Origin of the sequence: Caulobacter sp. SSI4214 (genome assembly GCF_012184455.1) — a bacterium.
GTDB classification, from domain to species: Bacteria; Pseudomonadota; Alphaproteobacteria; order Caulobacterales; family Caulobacteraceae; genus Caulobacter; species Caulobacter vibrioides_E.
On the sequence record NZ_SZWJ01000044.1, the window covers coordinates 1 to 18,223 of the forward strand.

Below are 18,223 nucleotides of genomic sequence, written 5' to 3' on the forward strand. Positions count from 1 at the left end.
CGACCCGCCAGAGCGACCCCGGCCGCGCCAGCGGCGACACCGGCCGCCCCCATCAAGGCGCCGCCGGCATTGAGCTGCGGCCCACCCGATATCAGCGCGCCCGCGATCGAGGGGATCTTCAGGGCCAGCATCATGAGGAAGACAGCAGCCAGTAGGAGGCCACACTCCTCGGGCACCGTAGGCTCGGGAGACAGCGTATAGGTGTTGAAGATATTGAGGCCGATGCCGAGAATGACGCCGAGCGCCATGAACTTCAGGCCAACAGAAACGACGTAGCCTATGGCTCTTTCCGCGAGGAACGAGGTCTGGGTCAGCACACCGAAAGGCACCGTCACAAACGCAATCAGTGTGACGAGGTGAAACTCGATGATCGTGATGGCGATCTCGATCGCCAGCACAATGAAGGCGAGCAGAATGCCGATGGCCGCCACCGCCGCCACGAGGATCATGTCGATATGCTGTAGCGCTCCGAACCCCGCATTCTGCGATGCGAGCTGACCGATATACTGGATGAGCCGAAGGAAGATTTTGAAGCCAGACTCGACCGAACGGGTCGGGGCGCTCATGAAATCGCCGATGCTCGCACCGCCACCGGCGCGCAGACCAAGCTGCCCGAACCCGGTGACGACGGTCACCGATAGGCTGTGCCAGTTCCCCACAAGCCAGGCGAAGAAGCCGACCAGCAAGATTTTCCGAACCAGCGGGCCGAGCACATTTTGCGTCTCGTCGATCGCCCACATGATTGCGGTCAGGACGATGCTGATGACCACCAGCGTGCCAAGGATGGTCTGAACGTCGCCGGAGATAACCCCGAAGCCGGAGTCAATCTGGGTGGTGAAACGAGTGATGAACTCGTCGAGGGCGGAGGTGCCAGCGGTTGCCATGATGATGTTCGCGCACTCTGGTCAGAACGACTTGGCGTTCTTCAGCGCGCTGTCCTTGGGCTTCCAGTAGTAGGGTGAGCAGGGATCCTTCGGGTCTCGGATGTTCGGGTCTGGGCACTTACGTGCAGCCGGCGACGGGGCCGCGGGCGGTCCATCCGTCGAGGATTTGTCGGCAGGATTGCCGCATCCGTTGAGGACGACGGCCATGGCAAAAACGGCGCTCGAGATCAGCAGACGGCTCATCGCTAAAAGCTCGACGCATTGGCCAAAGTGCTGCCTTGCGGCGACCACTGAGTGGCTCGCGCCGTTTCGGCTCGTGCCGCCAAAGCTCCCGCCTGCTGCTGCGCCAGGATCGTCTCCTGCGTCCTCGCTTGCGCGATCAAGATCGTCTGAAGGCCCTGCAGTTGGCTGCTGAGCGCGGCCAGCAACTGGTTGGTGGCCTGAATCGCAGCCGTCTGTCCGGCAGCCCCTTGCGAGGCGGCCACCGCGCCAGTGACTGCGCCGGCCGTCGCTCCCTGGGACCTCACCAGCTGGTTCTGCACCGCCATCGAGTCCTGGAGGGTCAGCCGGCTGTTGGCCTCCCAGCTCGCCAACCGCTGCTGGATTTGCGCGAAGGTCTGGCCGGACAGGCTGGCCGGATAGAACTGCTGGAACTGCCCGGCAATGTTCTGGCTGGTGTAGCCGATCGCCTGGGCCTGCTGCATGAGCTGGGTCGCCTGGGCGTTGATCTGGGCCAGCGGCTGGGTGACGTCCGTTCCTAGCTTCTGCAGCATGGCCATCTGATTGGTGACCTGCGCCTGCAACTGCTGGATCTGCGCCAGCCCCTGTCGGACCTGCTGGACCGCTTGGGCCACGGCGCGCGGATCGAAGACGATCTGCTGGGCGGCCGCTGGCTGGGGCGGCAGGGGACCTAGACCCAGGGACACCGCGACGATCGCCGCCGCGGCCACGAGCTGCTTACGCATCTTGAGAGTCCTTCTGGCTCGAGGGGTAGGGAGCCGGGCACAGATCGTCGCCGGCCGCCTGGACAAAGAGGGGTTCAGAGACCGCGCGAAAGGCGACGGCCGCGCCGAACAGGACGAAACCCGCCAGCATGACGAAAAAGTTGTGGTGGTAGGTGGTCCCGAAGACCGCGAGGAAACCGGGTGCGGCCAAGGCCAGGAACAGTATCCGGCGCCGGCGACGCGTGGAGGTCCAGGTCCTCGGAAGATGGCGATTGAGCCAAGCCAGGCGCGCGAAGGCGCCCGGACTCATGGCCGGACGAGAAGCTGCAAACGACACATCGTGCGCCCCCATCACGCCACCCTCGGATAGGCGGCGCGCCGCTGGTCGCCGAGGTAGCGCGCGACATCGGCGTGGCCCTTCGCACCGAAGAACCGTTCCGCAAATTCCCCGCGGTCATGGTCGGCGAGAAGCTGGCTGATCAGCTGTTGGTCGCCCGGCGAGGATGAGCCCACGGCGGCCAGGGAGAGCGCGCCCAAGCCCAGCTCGAAGAGCCGGTTCCCGGACGTCGACTGGTAGTAGTATTCACGCTTCGGCGTGGCGTTGGCGATGATTCGCACTTGCTGCGGGTTCAGGCCGAAGTCCTGGTAGAGCGCCGCGATCTGCGGCGTCTGGGCGTCGGGATTGGGCAGGAAGATGCGGGTCGGGCAGCTCTCGATCAGCGCCGGCGCGATCGACGAGCGCGCGACGTCCGCCAGGCTCTGGGTGGCGAACACCACGGCGACATTGAACTTCCGCAGAGTCTTGAGCCACTCGCGGATCTTGGCCGCGAAGGCGCCCTGGTCGAGAAACAGCCAGGCCTCATCGAGCACCAACAAGGTCGGCCGCCCATCGAAGCGCCGCTCGAGACTGCGGAAGATGTAGGTGAGGACCGGGGCGAGCGCCGATTTGCTAGCCATCAGTTCGGCCATCTCGAAGGTCTGCCAGGCCGCCGGCTTCAGGGCGTTCTGATTGGCGTCGAGAAGATGGCCATAGGGGCCACTCAGCGTGTAGGGCGCCAACGCCGCCTTGACGGCCTGATCCTGGATGGTGGCCGCCAGCAGGGTGAGGGTCCGCTGGTCGCGCGGCCCCTCAGCGAGATTGCGCAGGCCGCTCCAGATCTCGTCCTTGACCGGCGGGGTGATGGGAACCCCTTCGGCCGCGACGATGTCCTGCACCCATTCCTGCGCCCACGCCCGGTCGTCCGGCGCGTCGATCGCCGCCAGCGGCTGGAAGGCCAGCTCGCTCTGGTCGCCGCCGAGCACATAGAATTGCCCGCCGACCAGGAGGGTCGAGGCCCGCGAGCTCGCGCCCTTGTCGAAGTAGAAGACCTGGGCCTCGGGGTAGCGCAGCCACTGCATGGCCAGCGTGTTGAGCAGCACCGACTTGCCAGCCCCGGTCGGCCCGACGATCATCGTGTGGCCGACATCGCCTTGGTGGAGGTCGAACCGGAAGGGCGTTGTGCCGGCCGTGCGGGTGACCAGCAGGGCGGGCTGGAGCCCTGGATGGCCGCGCTTCTGGCATTCGGCCGAGAGGTGGGCGTTGATCGTCGGACCGGGCCAGATGGCCGACATCGGCATCATGTCGCAGAGGTTCAGCGAGGACACCAAGGGCCGGCGCAGATCCGCGTAGGCCTGGCCCGGCAGGCTGCCGATCCACGCCTCGACGGCGTTGACGTCTTCGACCTTGCAGACGAAGCCCGCCCGGTTGATGGCGCCCTCCACCTCGCGGAGCCGGTTGGCAAGCCGGTCCGGATCGGCGTCCATCAAAGTGACGGTTGGCGTGAAATAGCCGATGGAGGCGTAGTCGCCGCCGAGGATCGCCAGGGCCGCATCGGCGTCGACCGACTTGGCCGCGGCGTCCGGATCTTCCAGCAGCGACGGCTCTCGGGTGATGGCTTCCTTCAGGAGCGCCAGCACGCCCTTACGCTTGGCGAACCAGCGTTTGCGCACCGTGGTCACCGCCTTGCGGGCGTCTTCCTTGTCGAGCGGCAGATAGCGGCAGACCCAGCGATAGCTGATGCCGAGTTCATTCAGCCGGTCCAGGAGGCCAGGGCACGAGGTGGTCGGATAGGCCCTTACCGAGATCGTGCGCAGGTATTGCCCACCCAACCTGGGCAGCAGGCCGCCTTGGAAGTCGTCGTCGGTCAGGAAGGCGTCGAGATAGGCCGGCGTCTCGGGCGTGGCGACCGGGTGACGCTTGGTCGAGATGCAGCTGTGCAGATAGGTCAGGGTCTCGTCATCGGTGAGTTCGCCGACCTCGGGCATGATCGCCGTCAAGATGTCGGCGATCTGATGCACCGTGCTCAGGAAGTCGCTGAGCGCGGCCCGGTACATGCCCTCGGCGCCGCGGCCCGACGGCGCGTTCTCCAGCAGCAAGCTCTCGGCCGTCGAGATCGCCTCTTCCGGCGGCAGGTAGGTGAAGGTCAGGAAGTAGCGGCTCTCAAAGTGACGCTCCTTCGCCTCGAACCCCTCGCGCCGCTCCTCGTCGACGAGGTCCGAGACCGGGTCGGGAAACTGGCTCGTGGGATAGCTCTGCGAGGGCGCTCGCACCGCCTCGATGTGCAGGCACCAGCGCGAGCCGAGGCGCCGAAGCGCGTTGTTCAACTGGGCGCGAGTGGCCACCAAGCCGGCGTCTGTGGCGCTAGCGAGGTCCGGTCCCCGGAACGCCACGGTCTTTTGGAAGCTGCCGTCCTTGTTGAGCACCAGGCCCGGCCCGATCAGCGCGACCCAGGGGAGATGGTCGAACAGGCGATCCGCTTTGGGCCGGTACTCACGCAGATACAGCACGGCGGACCTCTATGAGACCGAAGACGGGGAGGGGTGAGGCCACACGCGCACGTCAGGCGTCCAGGTAGGGCTTCTGGCGGATGTGGCGACCGAGCGCGTCGAAGAAGTAGGGGTCGCGCTTGTTCAGCCAGTAGCAGGCGCCATGGATGGCCAGTCCGACCGGGATCCCGATCACCGGGACCTGCAGCCCCAGGGCGAGCACGGCGGTCAGCGTACCGTTGAGCACCGCGATCATTCGGGGCACGCCGGCGATGGTCACCGGCTCCGACAGCGAGCTGTGAAATGCGATCTCGAAGCCTTCGACGTCGGAGCGCGCCATCTCAGAACGCGGCCCCGGCGGTCATGTTGAAGAAGGTCGAGATGAAGGTCGTGGCGGTGAAGGCGATCGCCAGACCAAAGACGATGCCGATGCCCTTGCGCAGGGCCGAGCCGCCTTCCGCGAAGGCGAAGCCGAGCCCCGTTAGCACAATGGCGATGATGCCGACCGCCTTGGCCACGGGCCCCGACAGCGATTGCATGATGGTGTCGAGCGGGCCTTCCCAGGGCATGGCGGTGCCTGCGCCAGCAGCCCAGGCCGGGCTAACCGCAAGGAGAACGGCTACGCCGGCGACGAGGGCCAGAGCGGTCGATGCACGCCCTCGAGCTTGGCTTGGACCGACGTTTTTCATCGCAACTGACCCTTGCTCGCGTCCGCCCGCCTTTACCGGGCGTCACAACCGTGAGTCGCGGAATGGGCGAGGTCAAGGGCAATATTTGTAAATAAAGTGCGATTCGTGCTTTTTCTATTGCAAAGCTACACGCTTAGGACGCGAGCTTCCGGCCACGCTCCAGCGGCCTGAGCCAAGCAGGCATGCGCGCGCACTTCCCCCGGAAGCTGACAGGGTTTCAGCCCGAGAAGCGGCGACTTTGGGGCAAACGCCCGAGTTCTGTGGGCTGTTGATTCGAGCCCTTGGCGCCGTGGCCGCCCTGGCCAGCCCCATGATGCGCGCGGGCAGGGATCGCTTGGCCGCGGAGATCTAGCCGTCTCTTGGCGCCGGATACGGTCGGAATCCGCGTCTCCGGCGCCAAGCTTGCGGTGCGAACTACTTCGGTCGCACGGCCGTCACGTCGGCGTCCATGCCGCGAACCGTCGTGTCGAAGCCGATGGTCTGGCCGACCTTCAGGCCCTTCAGCAGGGTCGCGGGCTTGGCCTTGAAGGTCATGGTCATCGCCGGCCAGGCGACGGCCGGGATCGGGCCATGCTGGATCGTCAGCGTGCCTGCCTTGGCGTCGATGGCCTTGATGACGCCGGTTCCCTTGCCTTGCTTGGCGGCGGATGCCGCGGACATGCCTTTCATGTTGGCCATGTCGTCGGCTGCGACAGCGGTCCCGGCGGTGGCGAGGGTCAGAACGCCGATCAGGGCGCAGGCGATAGCTCTCATGATGATCTCCTTTGGGATTGAGAGGCTGGGGTAAAGGCGGGCCGTCGGCGGCGCAGCAGCAGATAGGCTGCGGGCACGACGAGCATGGAGAGCAGGGGCGCGGTGAGCATGCCCCCGATCATGGGGGCGGCGATGCGGCTCATGACCTCCGAGCCAGCGCCGTGGCCGAACAGGATCGGCAGCAGGCCGGCGAGGATCACCGCCACGGTCATGGCCTTGGGCCGAACGCGCATCAGAGCGCCTTCGCGCACGGCGTCCTCGACCTGCTCGTCTGTCGGGTCCTCGCCGCGATCGGCCAGGGCGTCCTTCAGGTAGATCAGCATCACCACCCCGAACTCGGCCGAGACACCGGCCAGTGCGATGAAGCCGACGCCGGTGGCGACGGACTGGTGGAAACCCAGCAGGTAAAGCGTCCAGATGCCGCCGGTCAGCGCGAAGGGCAGCGTGCCCATGATCAGCGCCGCCTCGTCGAAGCGACCGAAGGTGACGTAGAGCAGGACAAAGATGATCAGCAGTGTCGCCGGGACCACCAGCTTCAGCCGTTCGACAGCCCGCTGTAGGTATTCGAACTGGCCCGAGTAGGCGATGGAGACGCCGGGCGAGAGCTTGACGTCCTTGGCGACGGCCTTCTGCAGATCGCCGACGACCGAGGCCAGGTCGCGCCCGCGCACGTCCACATAGACCCAGGTCGAGGGCCGGCCGTTCTCGGTCTTCAGCATCGGCGGTCCGTCGGCGATCTCTAGCTTGGCCACGGTCCCCAGGGTGATTTGCTGGCCAGCGGGCGTCAGGATCGGCAGGGCCCGCAAGCCCTCCAAGCTGTCGCGCAGCTCACGCGGATAGCGGACGCTGATCGGATAGCGCGCAAGCCCCTCCACCGTCTGGCCGATGCTTTCGCCGCCGATAGCGCCGCTGACGATCGCCTGCACGTCGGCGATGTTGAGGCCGAAGCGCGCAGCCGCAGCGCGGTCGATGTCGACGTCCACATAGCGGCCGCCGGTCAGTCGCTCGGCCAAGGCGGAGCTGACGCCCGGCACGGTCTTGGCGACCGTCTCCACGTCGTGGGCGATGCGGTCCAGGTCGGCGAGGTTGGCGCCCGACACCTTCACGCCGATCGGGCTCTTGATGCCGGTGGCCAGCATGTCGATGCGGTTGCGGATCGGTGGAACCCAGACATTGGCCAGGCCGGGGACCTTCACCGTCCGGTCGAGATCCTCGACCAGCTTCTCCGGCGTCATGCCGGGACGCCACTGGCTCTGCGGCTTGAACTGGATGGTGGTCTCGAACATCTCCATCGGCGCCGGGTCGGTGGCGGTTTCGGCGCGGCCAGCCTTGCCGAACACGCTCTGCACCTCCGGCACGGTCTTGATCAGCCGGTCGGTCTGCTGGAGCAGTTCGCCGGCCTTGGCGGCCGACAGGCCCGGCAGGGCCGAGGGCATGTAGAGCAGGTCGCCCTCATTGAGCTGCGGCATGAACTCGCCGCCGAGCTGACTGAGCGGCCATGCCGTGGTGGCGAAGGCCAGCGCGGCGACGACAAGGGTCGTTCGCGGACGGCGCATCACCCAGTCAAGCAACGGCTTGTAGGCGGCGGCCAGCCAGCGGTTGATCGGATTGCTGCTCTCGGCGGGGATGCGGCCGCGGATCAGCAGGCCCATCAGCACCGGGACCAGGGTCACCGAGAGGATCGCCGCGCCGGCCATGGCGTAGCTCTTGGTGAAGGCCAGCGGCGAGAACAGCCGCCCTTCCTGCCCCTGTAGCGAGAACACAGGCACGAAGCTGAGCGTGATGATGATCAGGCTGAGGAATAGCGCTGGCCCCACCTCGGCGGCGGCCTGGGTGATCACGATCCAGCGCTTCTCGCCCTGCAGCTGTTCGCCGGGATGGTCATGTTCCCAGCGCTCGATCTTCTTGTGGGCGTTCTCGATCATCACCACGGCGGCGTCGACCATGGCCCCGATGGCGATGGCGATGCCCCCCAACGACATGATGTTGGCGTTCACCCCCTGGACCCGCATGACCAGGAAGGCGAAGACCACGCCCAGGGGCAGGGTCAGGATCGCCACCAGGGCCGAGCGCACGTGCCAGAGGAACAGCGCGCAAACGAGCGCGACGACGATGAACTCCTCGATCAGCTTTTCCCGCAGGTTGCCGATCGAGCGGTCGATGAGCTGTGAGCGGTCGTAGGTGGGGACGATCTCGACGCCGGCGGGCAGGCTCTTCTTCAGCTCCGCGAGCTTGTCCTTCACCGCCGCGATGGTCTCGCGAGCGTTCTTGCCCGAGCGCAGGATCACCACCCCACCGGCGACCTCGCCCTGGCCGTTCAGCTCGGCGACGCCCCGGCGCATCTCCGGGCCAAGTTGGAGGGTGGCGACGTCGCCAAGACGGACCGGAACCCCGCCCGCGGCGGTCTTCAAGGGAATGGCGCGGAAGTCGTCCAGCGTCTTCAGATAGCCTGAGGCGCGGACCATGTACTCGGCCTCGGCGAGCTCCAGCACCGAGCCGCCGGTCTCCGAATTGGCCTGCTGGATCGCTTGGACGACCTGCTGGTGCGTCACGCCGTAGGCGGCGAGCTTCACCGGATCGAGCACCACCTGGTACTGTTTGACCATGCCGCCAATGCTGGCGACCTCAGCGACGCCGGGCAGTGTCTTCAACTCATAGCGCAGGAACCAGTCCTGCAGGGACCGAAGCTGCGACAGGTCATTGTGGCCGGTCCGATCGACCAGGGCGTATTCGTAGACCCAGCCGACGCCAGTAGCGTCGGGCCCCAGCGCCGGCTTGGCGCCGTCGGGCATCCGGCTCTGCACCTGGTTGAGGTATTCCAGCACCCGCGAGCGGGCCCAGTAGAGGTCGGTCCCGTCCTCGAACAGGACGTAGACGAAGCTGTCGCCGAAGAAGGAGTAGCCGCGTACGGTCTTTGCGCCCGGGACCGAAAGCATGGTGGTCGCCAGCGGATAGGTGACCTGGTTCTCGACGATCTGCGGCGCCTGGCCCGGATAGGGCGTGCGGATGATCACCTGGACGTCGGAGAGGTCAGGCAGGGCGTCCACGGGGGTTGAGCGGACAGCCAAAACGCCCGCGGCCAACAGCGCCAAGGCGGCGATCAGGACAAAGAAGCGGTGTCTGACCGAGAAGCGGATGAGGGCGGCGATCATTGGGCGACCGCCGGGGCCAGGCGGCGCACAACCGGGCCGGACGGCTTCTGCTCGAAGCCGAAGCCGACGCGGTCGCCAACCTTCATGCCCTTGGCCAGGGCGGGCGGATCAAGCTTGAAGGTCATGGTCATCGCCGGCCAGCCAATGGCGGGAACCGGCTCATGGCTGAGGGTGATGGAGTCCGCCGTGAGCGCCTCGATCCGCCCACGACTCTCGTAGAGCGAGGTTTGAGGTTTCGGCGCGGCGGCTGGTGAAGCGCCGACCGGCTGAGCCTTAATGCCGGCGAGGCTGGCTTCGGAGTCGATCAGGAACTGGCCCGACGCCACCACCTTCTGGCCTTCGCCCAGGCCCGCCAGGACCTCCGTGCGGTCGCCATCCTCGCGACCGAGTTGGACCTCGACGGGCTGGAACCGTCCGCCCGTGCCGGCGACCATGACGATGGCCCGCTTGCCGGTGCGGATGACCGCCTCGGACGGCACGAATAGCGCCGGCTGCGCGGCGCCGCCGAGATGAACGGTGGCGAACATGCCCGGCCGCAGACGGCCGCCCCGATTGGGCAGCTCGACGCGCACGGTGAGCGTGCGGCTGTCGACTTGGGTGGTGGGCAGGATCGTCGTCACCCGCCCGACGAAGGTCTCGCCCGGGAAGGCGGCCAACTCGGCGCGCGCCGGCTGGCCCACGCGGACCTGGCCCGCCAGGGCTTCCGGGACGGCGGCGTTTAGCCAGACGGTCGACAAGCCCGAGACCTGGGCCAGGGTCTGCCCCGTGCTCACGGTCATGCCCTGGCGCACATCCAGTGTCTGGATCGCGCCGCCTTGTGGGGTCGAGATCGTGACGACCGTCCGTGGCCGGCCATCACGCGCCACTGCGTCGATCAAGCCATCGGGCATGCCGAGCAGCCGCAGCCGCTGGCGCGCCGCGGCCTCCAGGGCGGGCGTGCCGGAGCCCCGGACGGCCAGATACTCGGCCTGGGCCCCGCCCCAGCTGGGCACGAGTAGGTCGGCGATCGGCGCGCCCGCCCGCACCACATCGCCCGGCGCCCGAGCATAGACCCGCTGCACGAAGCCAGCCGCACGCGCCTGGACGATGGCCATCTCGCGCTGGTTGAAGTCGAGCACACCGGTGGCGTCGAGGCTCTGGGCGAACGCGCCGCGCTGGACGCTGGCGAGCCGCACGCCGAGGCTCTGGACGGCGGCCGGATCGATCTCCACGCCCGCCGCCGCGCCTGCAGCCTCGCCCGCGTAGCGAGGCACGAGCTGCATATCCATGAAGGGCGACTTGCCCGGCTTGTCGAAGTGCTGGGCCGGGACCATCGGGTCGTACCAGTAGAGCACCTTGCGGCCGTCGGCGGCCGCCGTCTCCGGGGCGGGGCGGGGCTTTTGCAGGTGCGCGAGGCCATAACCGGCTAGGCCGCCGATGAGCGCGATGGCGGCGGCCGACAGCGCCAGGCCGCGGCGCGACGGGGAGAGGTCAGTCATTGGGCGTCGCTTCCATAGGTGAGCAGAATGCGGGCGGCGTCGCGGGCGACGTCGGCCTGGCGGTCGATGGCGTCGATGCGGGCCTCGGCGAGGGCGAGGAAGGCTTGCAGGACATCGGAGAGACCGGCGGTTCCCGCGCCGTAGCTGGCGGTCTCCAGGTCAGCCCGGCGCTTGGCCAAGGGCACGAGAGTCTCCAGCGCCCGGTGGAGCCGGTCATGGTGCATGGTGTGGTCGGCCAGCGCAGTGTCGAGGGTCACCAGGAGCTCCCGCCGTGCGGCCTCGCGCTCAAGGCGCACCCGAGTGGCGGTTTCGGTCCGCGCGGCGATCACCGGGTTCTGCCGGGTCGCCGCGAACAGCGGCAGGCTCACCGTCGCTTGGACCATCACCATGTCGCCGAACCGCGGGTCGCGATGCTGGTAGCCGAGCTCCCACCCCCAGTCGGGACGCCGCTCAGCCTTGGCGGCGCTCACATCGGCGTCGGCCTGGCGGCCCATGGCGTCGTAGGCGGCTAGCGCCGGAAGCCGATCAATCCCAGCTCGCAACCCAATGGGATCAATGGCGTAGTCAGGCGGATCGCCGGCGACGTCCGCCTGAGGGTCGCCGGTCCAGCGGACGAGCTCGGCCCGCGCCTTGGCCACGGCCGCCGTCAGGTCAGCGCGGCGGTCGCCCAGCGCCGCGGTCAGTTGATCGGCCTCCAGCGTCTGCGCGGGTCGCAGCGCGCCGGAGGTAAGCTGCGACGGCGCGGAATGGCGCAGTGGCGCCAGGGCGTTGTCGATATCGTTCAGCGCCGCGAGGCGGCGCTCGGCGTAGTAGAGGTCTATCCAGGCCAGGGCCGTGTTGAGGCGCACCTCGCGAGCCTGTGCCGTCCGGCCGACCTCGGCTGCGCCAATGTCGGCGGCCGCACGCTCGCGCGCCGACCGACGTTTGGCGCCGTTCGGCACGTCCTGCATGACCCCGACGCGCACGGCGCTGAAATCGTCCTGAGCCGGGCGGCCGGCGTTGGGGCCCGATACGGGAAAGCCCTCGACCCCGAACGCCAGCTTCGGGTCGGGTAGGCGGCCGGCGGCGATGGCCGACGACCGCGCCGCGCGGATGTCGGCCGCCCTGGCCTGAAGGCTCGGAGCCGACTGGTCGGCGAGCTGCAGCGCGCCCGCATAGGTGAGCGGGGCGGCGTGGACGGCGCCGGCGAGCATCGCCGACACGGTGAGAAGCCAGGCAGGGCGCATGGAGGTTTCCTGTCGGATGGTTCGGTCCGTGGGGTAAAACGGAGGCGCAAAGCATCGGCGGAGCGCTTAGGCGCTCCGCCGACACCTCACCGTCCTCGCGTCAGGGGATAACCGGCGCGAGGCTTGGAGCCGACTAGTCGGGCTGACCCGGCTTGGGGGCGTCACCGCGATGGTCGCCCATCATCGACATGCATTGCTCTTGCATGGCGGCGTCGCCCTTCATCATCGGGCAGTCGCACTTGGCCTTCTGCGGGTGGGTGCGATGTTCCGCCTGTCCCGCCGCCCGCGGCGCCGGCGCGAGGGAGTAGTTCCCGCCCTTGCCATAGGGCTGGGCCTGGGATGCGAAAGCCGTGGCGGCGAGGCCGAGCGCCAGGGCGCCGGCAGCGACCAGATTGAGCTTGGTCATGGAATTGATCCTTCAAAGACGATGGCTTGCCGATCCGATTGGACCGGCCTGAGACCGTCGCAGCGGGCGTGCGGGCGAAGCGCCGCACACCGCCGGACGGTGCGTTCAACAGCCGCGGACCTTAAGGCCGGCGGCTAAGCGATCGACTTCGGAGGACGTCTGAGCCCTGGGGGCTTGTAAGGGTGGGGCGAAACGGCCCGCGCGGCCGGAACATCCGCCGGCACGGGCGCCAACACGACGTCATAAGACACGGCCGTTAGAGCGACGGTGACGCCGCACATGGCGGCGCAGGCCTGGGCGCAACTCATGTCGCGCTTGCCGCCATGCTGGCTGGTCTGGTCGCAGCAGGGATCCGCGGCCTTAGGGGTCCCGGCCTGGTCCTTGCCCGGCATCGCGGACATCTCCATGCCCGCCATCTCCATCGGGCCATTGTGGCCGCATGCGGCCTGCGCAGCCACGGCGGTCACCGGACTGGAGAGCAGGGCCATGACGGCCAAAAGGGCGAGAACGAGACGCATCGGTCGGGCAGAATAGCATTTCCTAGGTGAGATACAAAGATGGGCTCAAACCCGCACAAGAATAACTCTGTTCATGCGCCAGGGCGCATATCGGGATCGAGTTGCTCAATCAGCACTTTTCGGGCGCGGTAGACCCGCGTCTCGATGGTCTTGATAGTGACGCCGAGCATTTGCGCCGTTTCCTGTTGGCTGAATCCTTCGAAGGCCGTGAGAAGCAAGGCTTCCTTCAGCGCCGACGGCAGACGGCTGATGGCCCCGTCGAGCCTCCTGGCCCGCTCGTCCTCTAGGATCTCGTACTCGGCGTCCGGTCGCGGGTCGGCCTTGTCCATGACCTCGACGTCATCGAGGTCCTTTGAACCGAAGATGGCGCGCCGCACCATCATCCGGCGACCCCGGTCGCGCGCCTTATTGATGGCGATAGTCCGCAGCCAGGCCCCGAATGAGCGGTTCGGATCGTAGCGCTTCAGCGCGCCCCAGGCGGCGATGAAGGCTTCATGGGCCGCCTCGTAGGCTTCATCGGCATCGCCGGTGTAGCGTCGCAGCAGCCGGTAAAGCGCTTCCTTGTGCCGGCGGACGAGCAGGGCGAACGCCTTGTCATCGCCCTCTGCGGCGAGGCGGGCGAGGCTGGCATCGGACGCGTCGCCATCCACGATCACCTCGCGTCTTGGGTGAGCGACTGGACCACGGTCTCATCGAACTTGGCCGCCTGCGTCGGCGTCAGGACAGCGCGCATGGCGAGGGTGTGGACCATGGTCTCCTTCTGGAGCTCACCCATGGCGTGGTGGAACCGGTCGATCGCCGCCTGAACCTCGGGCGTATAGGCGTGCTTCTGCTGGAAGGCGCGGGCCAACTCGGCATTGGCGGCGCGCATCTCCGCCTCGAGCGCCTGGCGCTTTGCCTCATGCTCACGCTCGATCCCGGCGATACGCGCCTGCTGTTCGCGGCTGAGGCCGAGCTTCTCGTGCACGAGTTCGTGCAGCGGGGTGGGCTGCTTCATTCGGTGCATGACAAATTGCGCACCGCCCCAAACGCCGATGGCGGCGACCAGCACCGACATCACGAGCGTCAGCAGCATGCTGCGCATCAGGCTCACTCGCGGCCCTCCAACAGCGTCGAGGGCGCAAGATTCGCGGCGATGGAGAAGGCGCCATAGGGGTGGGGACGGACGAGCGCCGAGGCGGCCACGGCGCCGCCCACAGTGACGCCCATGGCCAGCGCCAGACCGACCGAGGCGACGCGAACGGGCGCCAGGGTCGCCAGGGTCCGAGCCTCGCGACGACGGTGAGCGATGCTTCGCCCGATCTCGCCGTCGAGGCCGTCCAGGGATCGATCAATCGGGCTCGCCGCCAAGCGCGCGACGAGTTCGTCCAGCCGTTCACTCATGTCCAAGTCCTCAGGCGTCCCTGGAAACTATACGTGCCAGATGCCCACGAACCCCTAAAGGCTCGGCGGCTTGGCGCGCGCTGCAGGGCGTCGCGTCAGCCGCCGTGCGACTTCGGCTGACCTTCAAGCTCACCGATGTTCCTGGTGTTCTCGTCGAAAGTCTTTCGGGCCAAACGCTCGGCGTCGACGTCCATCCCGTGGCGGAGCTGATCGGCGCCTCGTTTCAGGGGCGCGTGCACGCTCGGGCGTATTCCCAAAGGAGGCAAGGCCTTGACCTTCCAATGATGGGAAGGGGTAGGGCCATGGCCTGCATCTCGGCGACGCGCCGCCGGGGAGCGTTACGCCAGGAGGCAGGATGAACATCGGCCAAGCCTCGAACGCCTCGGGCGTCACGGCGAAGATGATCCGCTACTATGAGCAGATCGGCCTGGTTCGGCCGGCCGACCGCACCGACAGCAACTATCGCAACTTCACCGACCGCGACATCAACGATCTGCGGTTCATCAAACGGGCGCGTTCACTGGGCTTCTCGGTCAAAGAGATCACCAACCTGCTCTCGCTATGGCGCGACCGGACGCGGCCCAGCCGCGAGGTGAAGGGCATCGCCGACGGCCACGTCGCTGATTTGCGCAGCCGCATCGCCGAGATGCAGGCCATGGCCGACACACTGAGCGCACTGTCCGACTGTTGCGCCGGCGACGACCGGCCGGACTGCCCGATCCTCAACGACCTATCGGGTGACAAGCCCGCCGTCGCCCCGGACCAGAGCCAAGCCTGATGCGACCCTGGGGGCTGTTGGGCCTGCTTCTGCTGCCGACGGCAAGCCTGGCGGCGCCGACGGACTATCGGTTCGAAGCCGTCACCGACACCGTGGAGCGGGGCGTGGGCGTGACGCTTCGCGTGCGCGCGCTCCATTTGGCCAATGGCCAGCCGGCGGCGGGGATTGAAGTCCGCGATGCGCGGGTCGACCGGTCACCGGACGGACAGGTTGGCGGTAGCCATCCGGCGTTCTTCGCGCCCGGTCTGGACTATGGGATCTACTGCTTCCGCGCCGATCTGCCCGTCGATGGGCGCTGGGCGTTGATCTTCACGGCCCGTATCCCGGGCGAGCCTCAGCCGGTGACCGCGAACGTGGTGTTCACAGTCGTCGGGCGGCTGCCGGCGCCAACAGCCAGCAACCGACGCTGAACAGCTATTTCGGCTGAATAGCCACGACTTCAGGAGCCGCCCCGCCGGCCTTGACGGTGACGGTCACTTGCTGGCCCACCTTGACCGTCTTCAGCAGGGCGGGATCAGCCTTGAACGCCATGGTCATGGCCGGCCAGCCCAGGGCGGGGATCGGGCCATGCTGCAGCGTGATAGATCCCGCCTTCGCGTCGACTTTTTTGACCACACCCGCGCCTTGCGCGCCGGCCTCGGCCGGCATGCCCATCCCCGGCATCTTGCTCATGTCATGGTCCGCCTGGGCGTAGGCGGCGCCGCTGAGCGCCAGGGTAGCGACGGCGGCAAGCATCAACTTCATCGTACATCTCCGGAAAGGCTCGCCGCATCGCGGCCGGTTGTTGTTGGGGATACGCGCGAGCTCGCCGCCCGCCCTCACAGCCTCACCGTTCGCAAGCGCAGGGCGTTGGCGATGACGCTCACGCTCGATAGCGCCATGGCCGCTGCGGCGAGGGCGGGGGACAGCAGCCAGCCGAAGGCGGGATAGAGAACCCCCGCCGCGATGGGAATGCCGGCGACGTTGTAGGCGAAGGCAAACACCAGGTTCTGGCGGATGTTGTGCATCGTGGCGGCAGAGAGCCGGCGGGCACGGACGAGGCCTTCCAGGTCACCATGCAGCAGAGTCACGCCTGCGCTTTCGATGGCGACGTCCGCGCCGGCGCCCATGGCGATGCCGACATCAGCGGCGGCGAGCGCCGGCGCGTCATTGACGCCATCGCCCGCCATCCCGACCACGCGACCTTCGCGCCGCAGACGCTCGACGACGGCGGCCTTGTCCTGCGGCAGCACTTCGGCCTCCACCTCGTCGAGGCCAAGCTGGTCGGCGACCGCTTGGGCCGTGATGCGGTTGTCACCGGTCATCATCACCAGCCGGACGCCTTCGGCCTTCAGGCTTCGGATCGCCGCCGCCGTCGTCGCCTTGATCGGATCGGCGATGGCCAGAACGGCGGCGAGCTGGCCATCAACGGCCATCATCACCGTGGTGGCGCCGCTCGCTCGCAGGCGCTCGATGTCAGCCTCCAAGGCCGTGAGGTTGACACCGTGTTCCTGCATCAGACGCGAGCCGCCCAGGAGGATGGCTTTGTCATCAACCTTGCCCAGGACGCCCTTGCCGATCGGCGAGTCGAATTCGGCCGCCTCGGAGAGGTTGAGGCCGCGCGCTTGCGCTGCACGCAGGATGGCGTCGGCCAGCGGGTGTTCGCTGCCGCGTTCCAGGCTCGCCGCCAGGCGCAGGATCTCGTCTTCGGCGAAGCCGGGGGCCGGCCGCACCTCGGTCACCGCCGGACGCCCCTCGGTCAGGGTGCCGGTCTTGTCGATGATCAGGGTGTCGATCTTCTCAAAGCGCTCCAGCGCCTCGGCGTTCTTGATCAGGACGCCGGCTTGGGCGCCGCGGCCGACGCCGACCATGATCGAGATCGGCGTCGCCAGGCCAAGGGCGCAGGGACAGGCGACGATCAGCACCGAGACAGCCGCGATCAGGGCGTAGCCGAAGCGCGGTTCCGGGCCGACCAAGCCCCAGACGACCGCCGCGAGAACGGCCACGGCGATGACACTCGGCACGAACCAGCCCGACACCCGATCGGCGAGGCGCTGGATCGGCGCCCGACTGCGCTGGGCCTGGGCGACCATCTGCACGATCTGGGAGAGCAGGGTGTCGGCGCCGACCTTTTCGGCGCGCAAGGTGAAGGAACCGGTCTTGTTGAGCGCGCCGGCGACCACCTTGTCGCCAGCCTGCTTGGTCACCGGCATGGACTCGCCGGTGACCATCGACTCATCGACTGAGACCCGGCCTTCAACGACCTCGCCATCGACCGGGATCTTCTCACCAGGCCGCACACGAAGGCGGTCGCCGACCTGGATCGCGTCGACGCCGACCTCTTCGTCCTCGCCGGCGGCCGTGATTCGACGCGCGGTCTTCGGCGCGAGGTTGAGCAAGGCCTTCAGGGCGCCGGACGTCCGCTCGCGCGCCCGAAGCTCCAGGACCTGACCGAGCAGGACCAGCACCGTGATGACGGCAGCCGCTTCGAAGTAGACGGGCACCGACCCGTCAGCGCGACGAAAAGCGGCGGGAAAGAGCCCCGGGGCCGCGACGGCGGCGACGCTGTAGAGCCAGGCGACCCCCACGCCCATGGCGATCAGGGTGAACATGTTGAGGCTGCGCGCCCTTAGCGAGGCCCAGCCGCGGACAAAGAATGGCGCGCCGGCCCAGAGCACAACCGGGGTGGCAAGCGCGAATTGGATCCAGTTCGATGTGGCGGGCGACACCATGAGCCTATGGCCCAGGACGTGCGCACCCATCTCGAGGCCGAACACCGGAAGGGTCAGCGCCAGGCCGATCCACAAGCGGCGGGTCATGTCCGCCAGCTCATGGTTGGGGCCGCTGTCGGCCGACACTAGCTCCGGCTCCAAAGCCATGCCGCAGATCGGACAGGAGCCTGGCCCGACCTGACGCACCTCGGGATGCATCGGGCAGGTGTAGATGGCGTCGCTGTTCCCGGGCTCCATGCGCGCCGGCTTGGGCGTCAGATGGTGTGGGGGATCGGCCTGAAACTTCGTCTGGCAGCCGGTTGAGCAGAAATAATAGGTCTGCCCATTGTGGACGGCCGCGCCGCGGGCGGTCTTGGGGTCCACCGACATGCCGCACACCGGGTCAGTCACCCGCCCTTCGCCGGAGGCGGGCGCGCCGTCGCTGTGGTCATGACCATGGTCATGATGATGACGCTCGGACATCGGTCCCTCCGGGAGCGCGGCGCAGGCCGTCTCT

20 protein-coding genes are annotated in these 18,223 nt (G+C 67.7%); 2 read left to right on the forward strand and 18 right to left on the reverse strand.

Translation table 11 applies throughout. The annotated features are described in order from the left end of the window. The 16 genes from trbL to FCU40_RS13865 all read right to left on the reverse strand — a co-directional run. Positions 1-884, reverse strand: an 884-nt coding sequence (gene trbL, locus FCU40_RS13790) for a P-type conjugative transfer protein TrbL (protein WP_168075616.1), incomplete at its 3' end; no start/stop codon positions are given. A 21-nt stretch (positions 885-905) separates the two neighbouring features. Further along, complete coding sequence (locus FCU40_RS13795) at positions 906-1,127, reverse strand: hypothetical protein (RefSeq protein WP_168075614.1); 222 nt, start codon at positions 1,125-1,127, stop codon at positions 906-908. A 2-nt stretch (positions 1,128-1,129) separates the two neighbouring features. Further along, the gene (locus FCU40_RS13800) at positions 1,130-1,849 is read right to left on the reverse strand and encodes a conjugal transfer protein TrbJ (protein WP_168075618.1); all 720 of its coding nucleotides are present in this window, start codon (positions 1,847-1,849) and stop codon (positions 1,130-1,132) included. Then, the gene (locus FCU40_RS13805; protein ID WP_168075620.1) at positions 1,842-2,180 is read right to left on the reverse strand and encodes a hypothetical protein; all 339 of its coding nucleotides are present in this window, start codon (positions 2,178-2,180) and stop codon (positions 1,842-1,844) included. The genes FCU40_RS13800 and FCU40_RS13805 overlap by 8 nt, the downstream gene beginning before the upstream one ends. Beyond that, a complete protein-coding gene (gene trbE, locus FCU40_RS13810) occupies positions 2,180-4,654 on the reverse strand; it encodes a conjugal transfer protein TrbE (protein ID WP_168075622.1) in 2,475 nt (824 codons plus the stop codon). The genes FCU40_RS13805 and trbE overlap by 1 nt, the downstream gene beginning before the upstream one ends. Before the next feature lie 52 nt (positions 4,655-4,706). After that, a complete protein-coding gene (locus tag FCU40_RS13815) occupies positions 4,707-4,973 on the reverse strand; it encodes a VirB3 family type IV secretion system protein (RefSeq protein WP_168075624.1) in 267 nt (88 codons plus the stop codon). 1 nt (position 4,974) lies between these two features. Further along, positions 4,975-5,322 carry a TrbC/VirB2 family protein gene (locus tag FCU40_RS13820; RefSeq protein WP_168075626.1) on the reverse strand — a complete coding sequence of 116 codons (348 nt, stop codon included), beginning with the start codon at positions 5,320-5,322 and terminating at the stop codon, positions 4,975-4,977. Between the two features lie 414 nt (positions 5,323-5,736). After that, entirely contained in the window at positions 5,737-6,075 is a 339-nt protein-coding gene (locus FCU40_RS13825) for a copper-binding protein (protein WP_175582082.1), read from the reverse strand. Beyond that, positions 6,072-9,227: an efflux RND transporter permease subunit gene (locus FCU40_RS13830; RefSeq protein WP_168075628.1), complete on the reverse strand. Its 3,156-nt coding sequence runs from the start codon at positions 9,225-9,227 to the stop codon at positions 6,072-6,074. Before FCU40_RS13830 ends, FCU40_RS13825 begins: the two co-directional genes overlap by 4 nt. Continuing rightward, positions 9,224-10,705, reverse strand: a complete 1,482-nt coding sequence (locus FCU40_RS13835) for an efflux RND transporter periplasmic adaptor subunit (RefSeq protein ID WP_168075629.1) — start codon at positions 10,703-10,705, stop codon at positions 9,224-9,226. Before FCU40_RS13835 ends, FCU40_RS13830 begins: the two co-directional genes overlap by 4 nt. Next, the gene (locus FCU40_RS13840; protein ID WP_168075631.1) at positions 10,702-11,931 is read right to left on the reverse strand and encodes a TolC family protein; all 1,230 of its coding nucleotides are present in this window, start codon (positions 11,929-11,931) and stop codon (positions 10,702-10,704) included. The genes FCU40_RS13835 and FCU40_RS13840 overlap by 4 nt, the downstream gene beginning before the upstream one ends. A gap of 133 nt (positions 11,932-12,064) precedes the next feature. Continuing rightward, positions 12,065-12,337: a hypothetical protein gene (locus FCU40_RS13845; protein ID WP_168075633.1), complete on the reverse strand. Its 273-nt coding sequence runs from the start codon at positions 12,335-12,337 to the stop codon at positions 12,065-12,067. A gap of 134 nt (positions 12,338-12,471) precedes the next feature. Next, positions 12,472-12,855 (reverse strand): hypothetical protein, encoded by a 384-nt coding sequence (locus FCU40_RS13850; protein ID WP_168075634.1) that lies wholly within the window; start codon positions 12,853-12,855, stop codon positions 12,472-12,474. A 71-nt stretch (positions 12,856-12,926) separates the two neighbouring features. Further along, positions 12,927-13,511, reverse strand: coding sequence for an RNA polymerase sigma factor (locus FCU40_RS13855; RefSeq protein ID WP_342672553.1), 585 nt, complete (start codon positions 13,509-13,511; stop codon positions 12,927-12,929). Continuing rightward, positions 13,508-13,939, reverse strand: a complete 432-nt coding sequence (locus FCU40_RS13860) for a periplasmic heavy metal sensor (RefSeq protein WP_342672554.1) — start codon at positions 13,937-13,939, stop codon at positions 13,508-13,510. Before FCU40_RS13860 ends, FCU40_RS13855 begins: the two co-directional genes overlap by 4 nt. Positions 13,940-13,944: 5 nt before the next feature. Further along, entirely contained in the window at positions 13,945-14,238 is a 294-nt protein-coding gene (locus FCU40_RS13865) for a hypothetical protein (protein WP_168075638.1), read from the reverse strand. Between the two features lie 355 nt (positions 14,239-14,593). On the opposite strand from FCU40_RS13865, the gene cueR reads away from it, so the two are divergent. Beyond that, the gene (cueR, locus tag FCU40_RS13870) at positions 14,594-15,016 is read left to right on the forward strand and encodes a Cu(I)-responsive transcriptional regulator (RefSeq protein ID WP_168075640.1); all 423 of its coding nucleotides are present in this window, start codon (positions 14,594-14,596) and stop codon (positions 15,014-15,016) included. Positions 15,017-15,033: 17 nt separating this feature from the next. Then, a complete protein-coding gene (locus tag FCU40_RS13875) occupies positions 15,034-15,426 on the forward strand; it encodes a hypothetical protein (RefSeq protein WP_168075642.1) in 393 nt (130 codons plus the stop codon). A 4-nt stretch (positions 15,427-15,430) separates the two neighbouring features. Here the strand turns inward: FCU40_RS13875 and FCU40_RS13880 are convergent, their stop codons facing one another. Beyond that, complete coding sequence (locus FCU40_RS13880; protein WP_168075644.1) at positions 15,431-15,760, reverse strand: copper-binding protein; 330 nt, start codon at positions 15,758-15,760, stop codon at positions 15,431-15,433. Positions 15,761-15,834: 74 nt separating this feature from the next. Continuing rightward, positions 15,835-18,189, reverse strand: a complete 2,355-nt coding sequence (locus tag FCU40_RS13885; protein WP_168075646.1) for a heavy metal translocating P-type ATPase — start codon at positions 18,187-18,189, stop codon at positions 15,835-15,837. Positions 18,190-18,223: the final 34 nt, after the last annotated feature.

Coding starts and splice junctions, on each gene's coding strand:
- FCU40_RS13795 (WP_168075614.1), bottom strand. CDS start 1,127: ATGAGCCGTCTGCTGATCTCGAGCGCCGTTTTTGCCATGGCCGTCGTC.
- FCU40_RS13820 (WP_168075626.1), bottom strand. CDS start 5,322: ATGAAAAACGTCGGTCCAAGCCAAGCTCGAGGGCGTGCATCGACCGCT.
- FCU40_RS13835 (WP_168075629.1), bottom strand. CDS start 10,705: ATGACTGACCTCTCCCCGTCGCGCCGCGGCCTGGCGCTGTCGGCCGCC.
- FCU40_RS13885 (WP_168075646.1), bottom strand. CDS start 18,189: ATGTCCGAGCGTCATCATCATGACCATGGTCATGACCACAGCGACGGC.
- FCU40_RS13815 (WP_168075624.1), bottom strand. CDS start 4,973: ATGGCGCGCTCCGACGTCGAAGGCTTCGAGATCGCATTTCACAGCTCG.
- FCU40_RS13865 (WP_168075638.1), bottom strand. CDS start 14,238: ATGAGTGAACGGCTGGACGAACTCGTCGCGCGCTTGGCGGCGAGCCCG.
- FCU40_RS13825 (WP_175582082.1), bottom strand. CDS start 6,075: ATGAGAGCTATCGCCTGCGCCCTGATCGGCGTTCTGACCCTCGCCACC.
- cueR (WP_168075640.1), top strand. CDS start 14,594: ATGAACATCGGCCAAGCCTCGAACGCCTCGGGCGTCACGGCGAAGATG.
- FCU40_RS13845 (WP_168075633.1), bottom strand. CDS start 12,337: ATGACCAAGCTCAATCTGGTCGCTGCCGGCGCCCTGGCGCTCGGCCTC.
- FCU40_RS13850 (WP_168075634.1), bottom strand. CDS start 12,855: ATGCGTCTCGTTCTCGCCCTTTTGGCCGTCATGGCCCTGCTCTCCAGT.
- FCU40_RS13880 (WP_168075644.1), bottom strand. CDS start 15,760: ATGAAGTTGATGCTTGCCGCCGTCGCTACCCTGGCGCTCAGCGGCGCC.
- FCU40_RS13860 (WP_342672554.1), bottom strand. CDS start 13,939: ATGCGCAGCATGCTGCTGACGCTCGTGATGTCGGTGCTGGTCGCCGCC.
- FCU40_RS13840 (WP_168075631.1), bottom strand. CDS start 11,931: ATGCGCCCTGCCTGGCTTCTCACCGTGTCGGCGATGCTCGCCGGCGCC.
- FCU40_RS13830 (WP_168075628.1), bottom strand. CDS start 9,227: ATGATCGCCGCCCTCATCCGCTTCTCGGTCAGACACCGCTTCTTTGTC.
- FCU40_RS13805 (WP_168075620.1), bottom strand. CDS start 2,180: ATGGGGGCGCACGATGTGTCGTTTGCAGCTTCTCGTCCGGCCATGAGT.
- FCU40_RS13800 (WP_168075618.1), bottom strand. CDS start 1,849: ATGCGTAAGCAGCTCGTGGCCGCGGCGGCGATCGTCGCGGTGTCCCTG.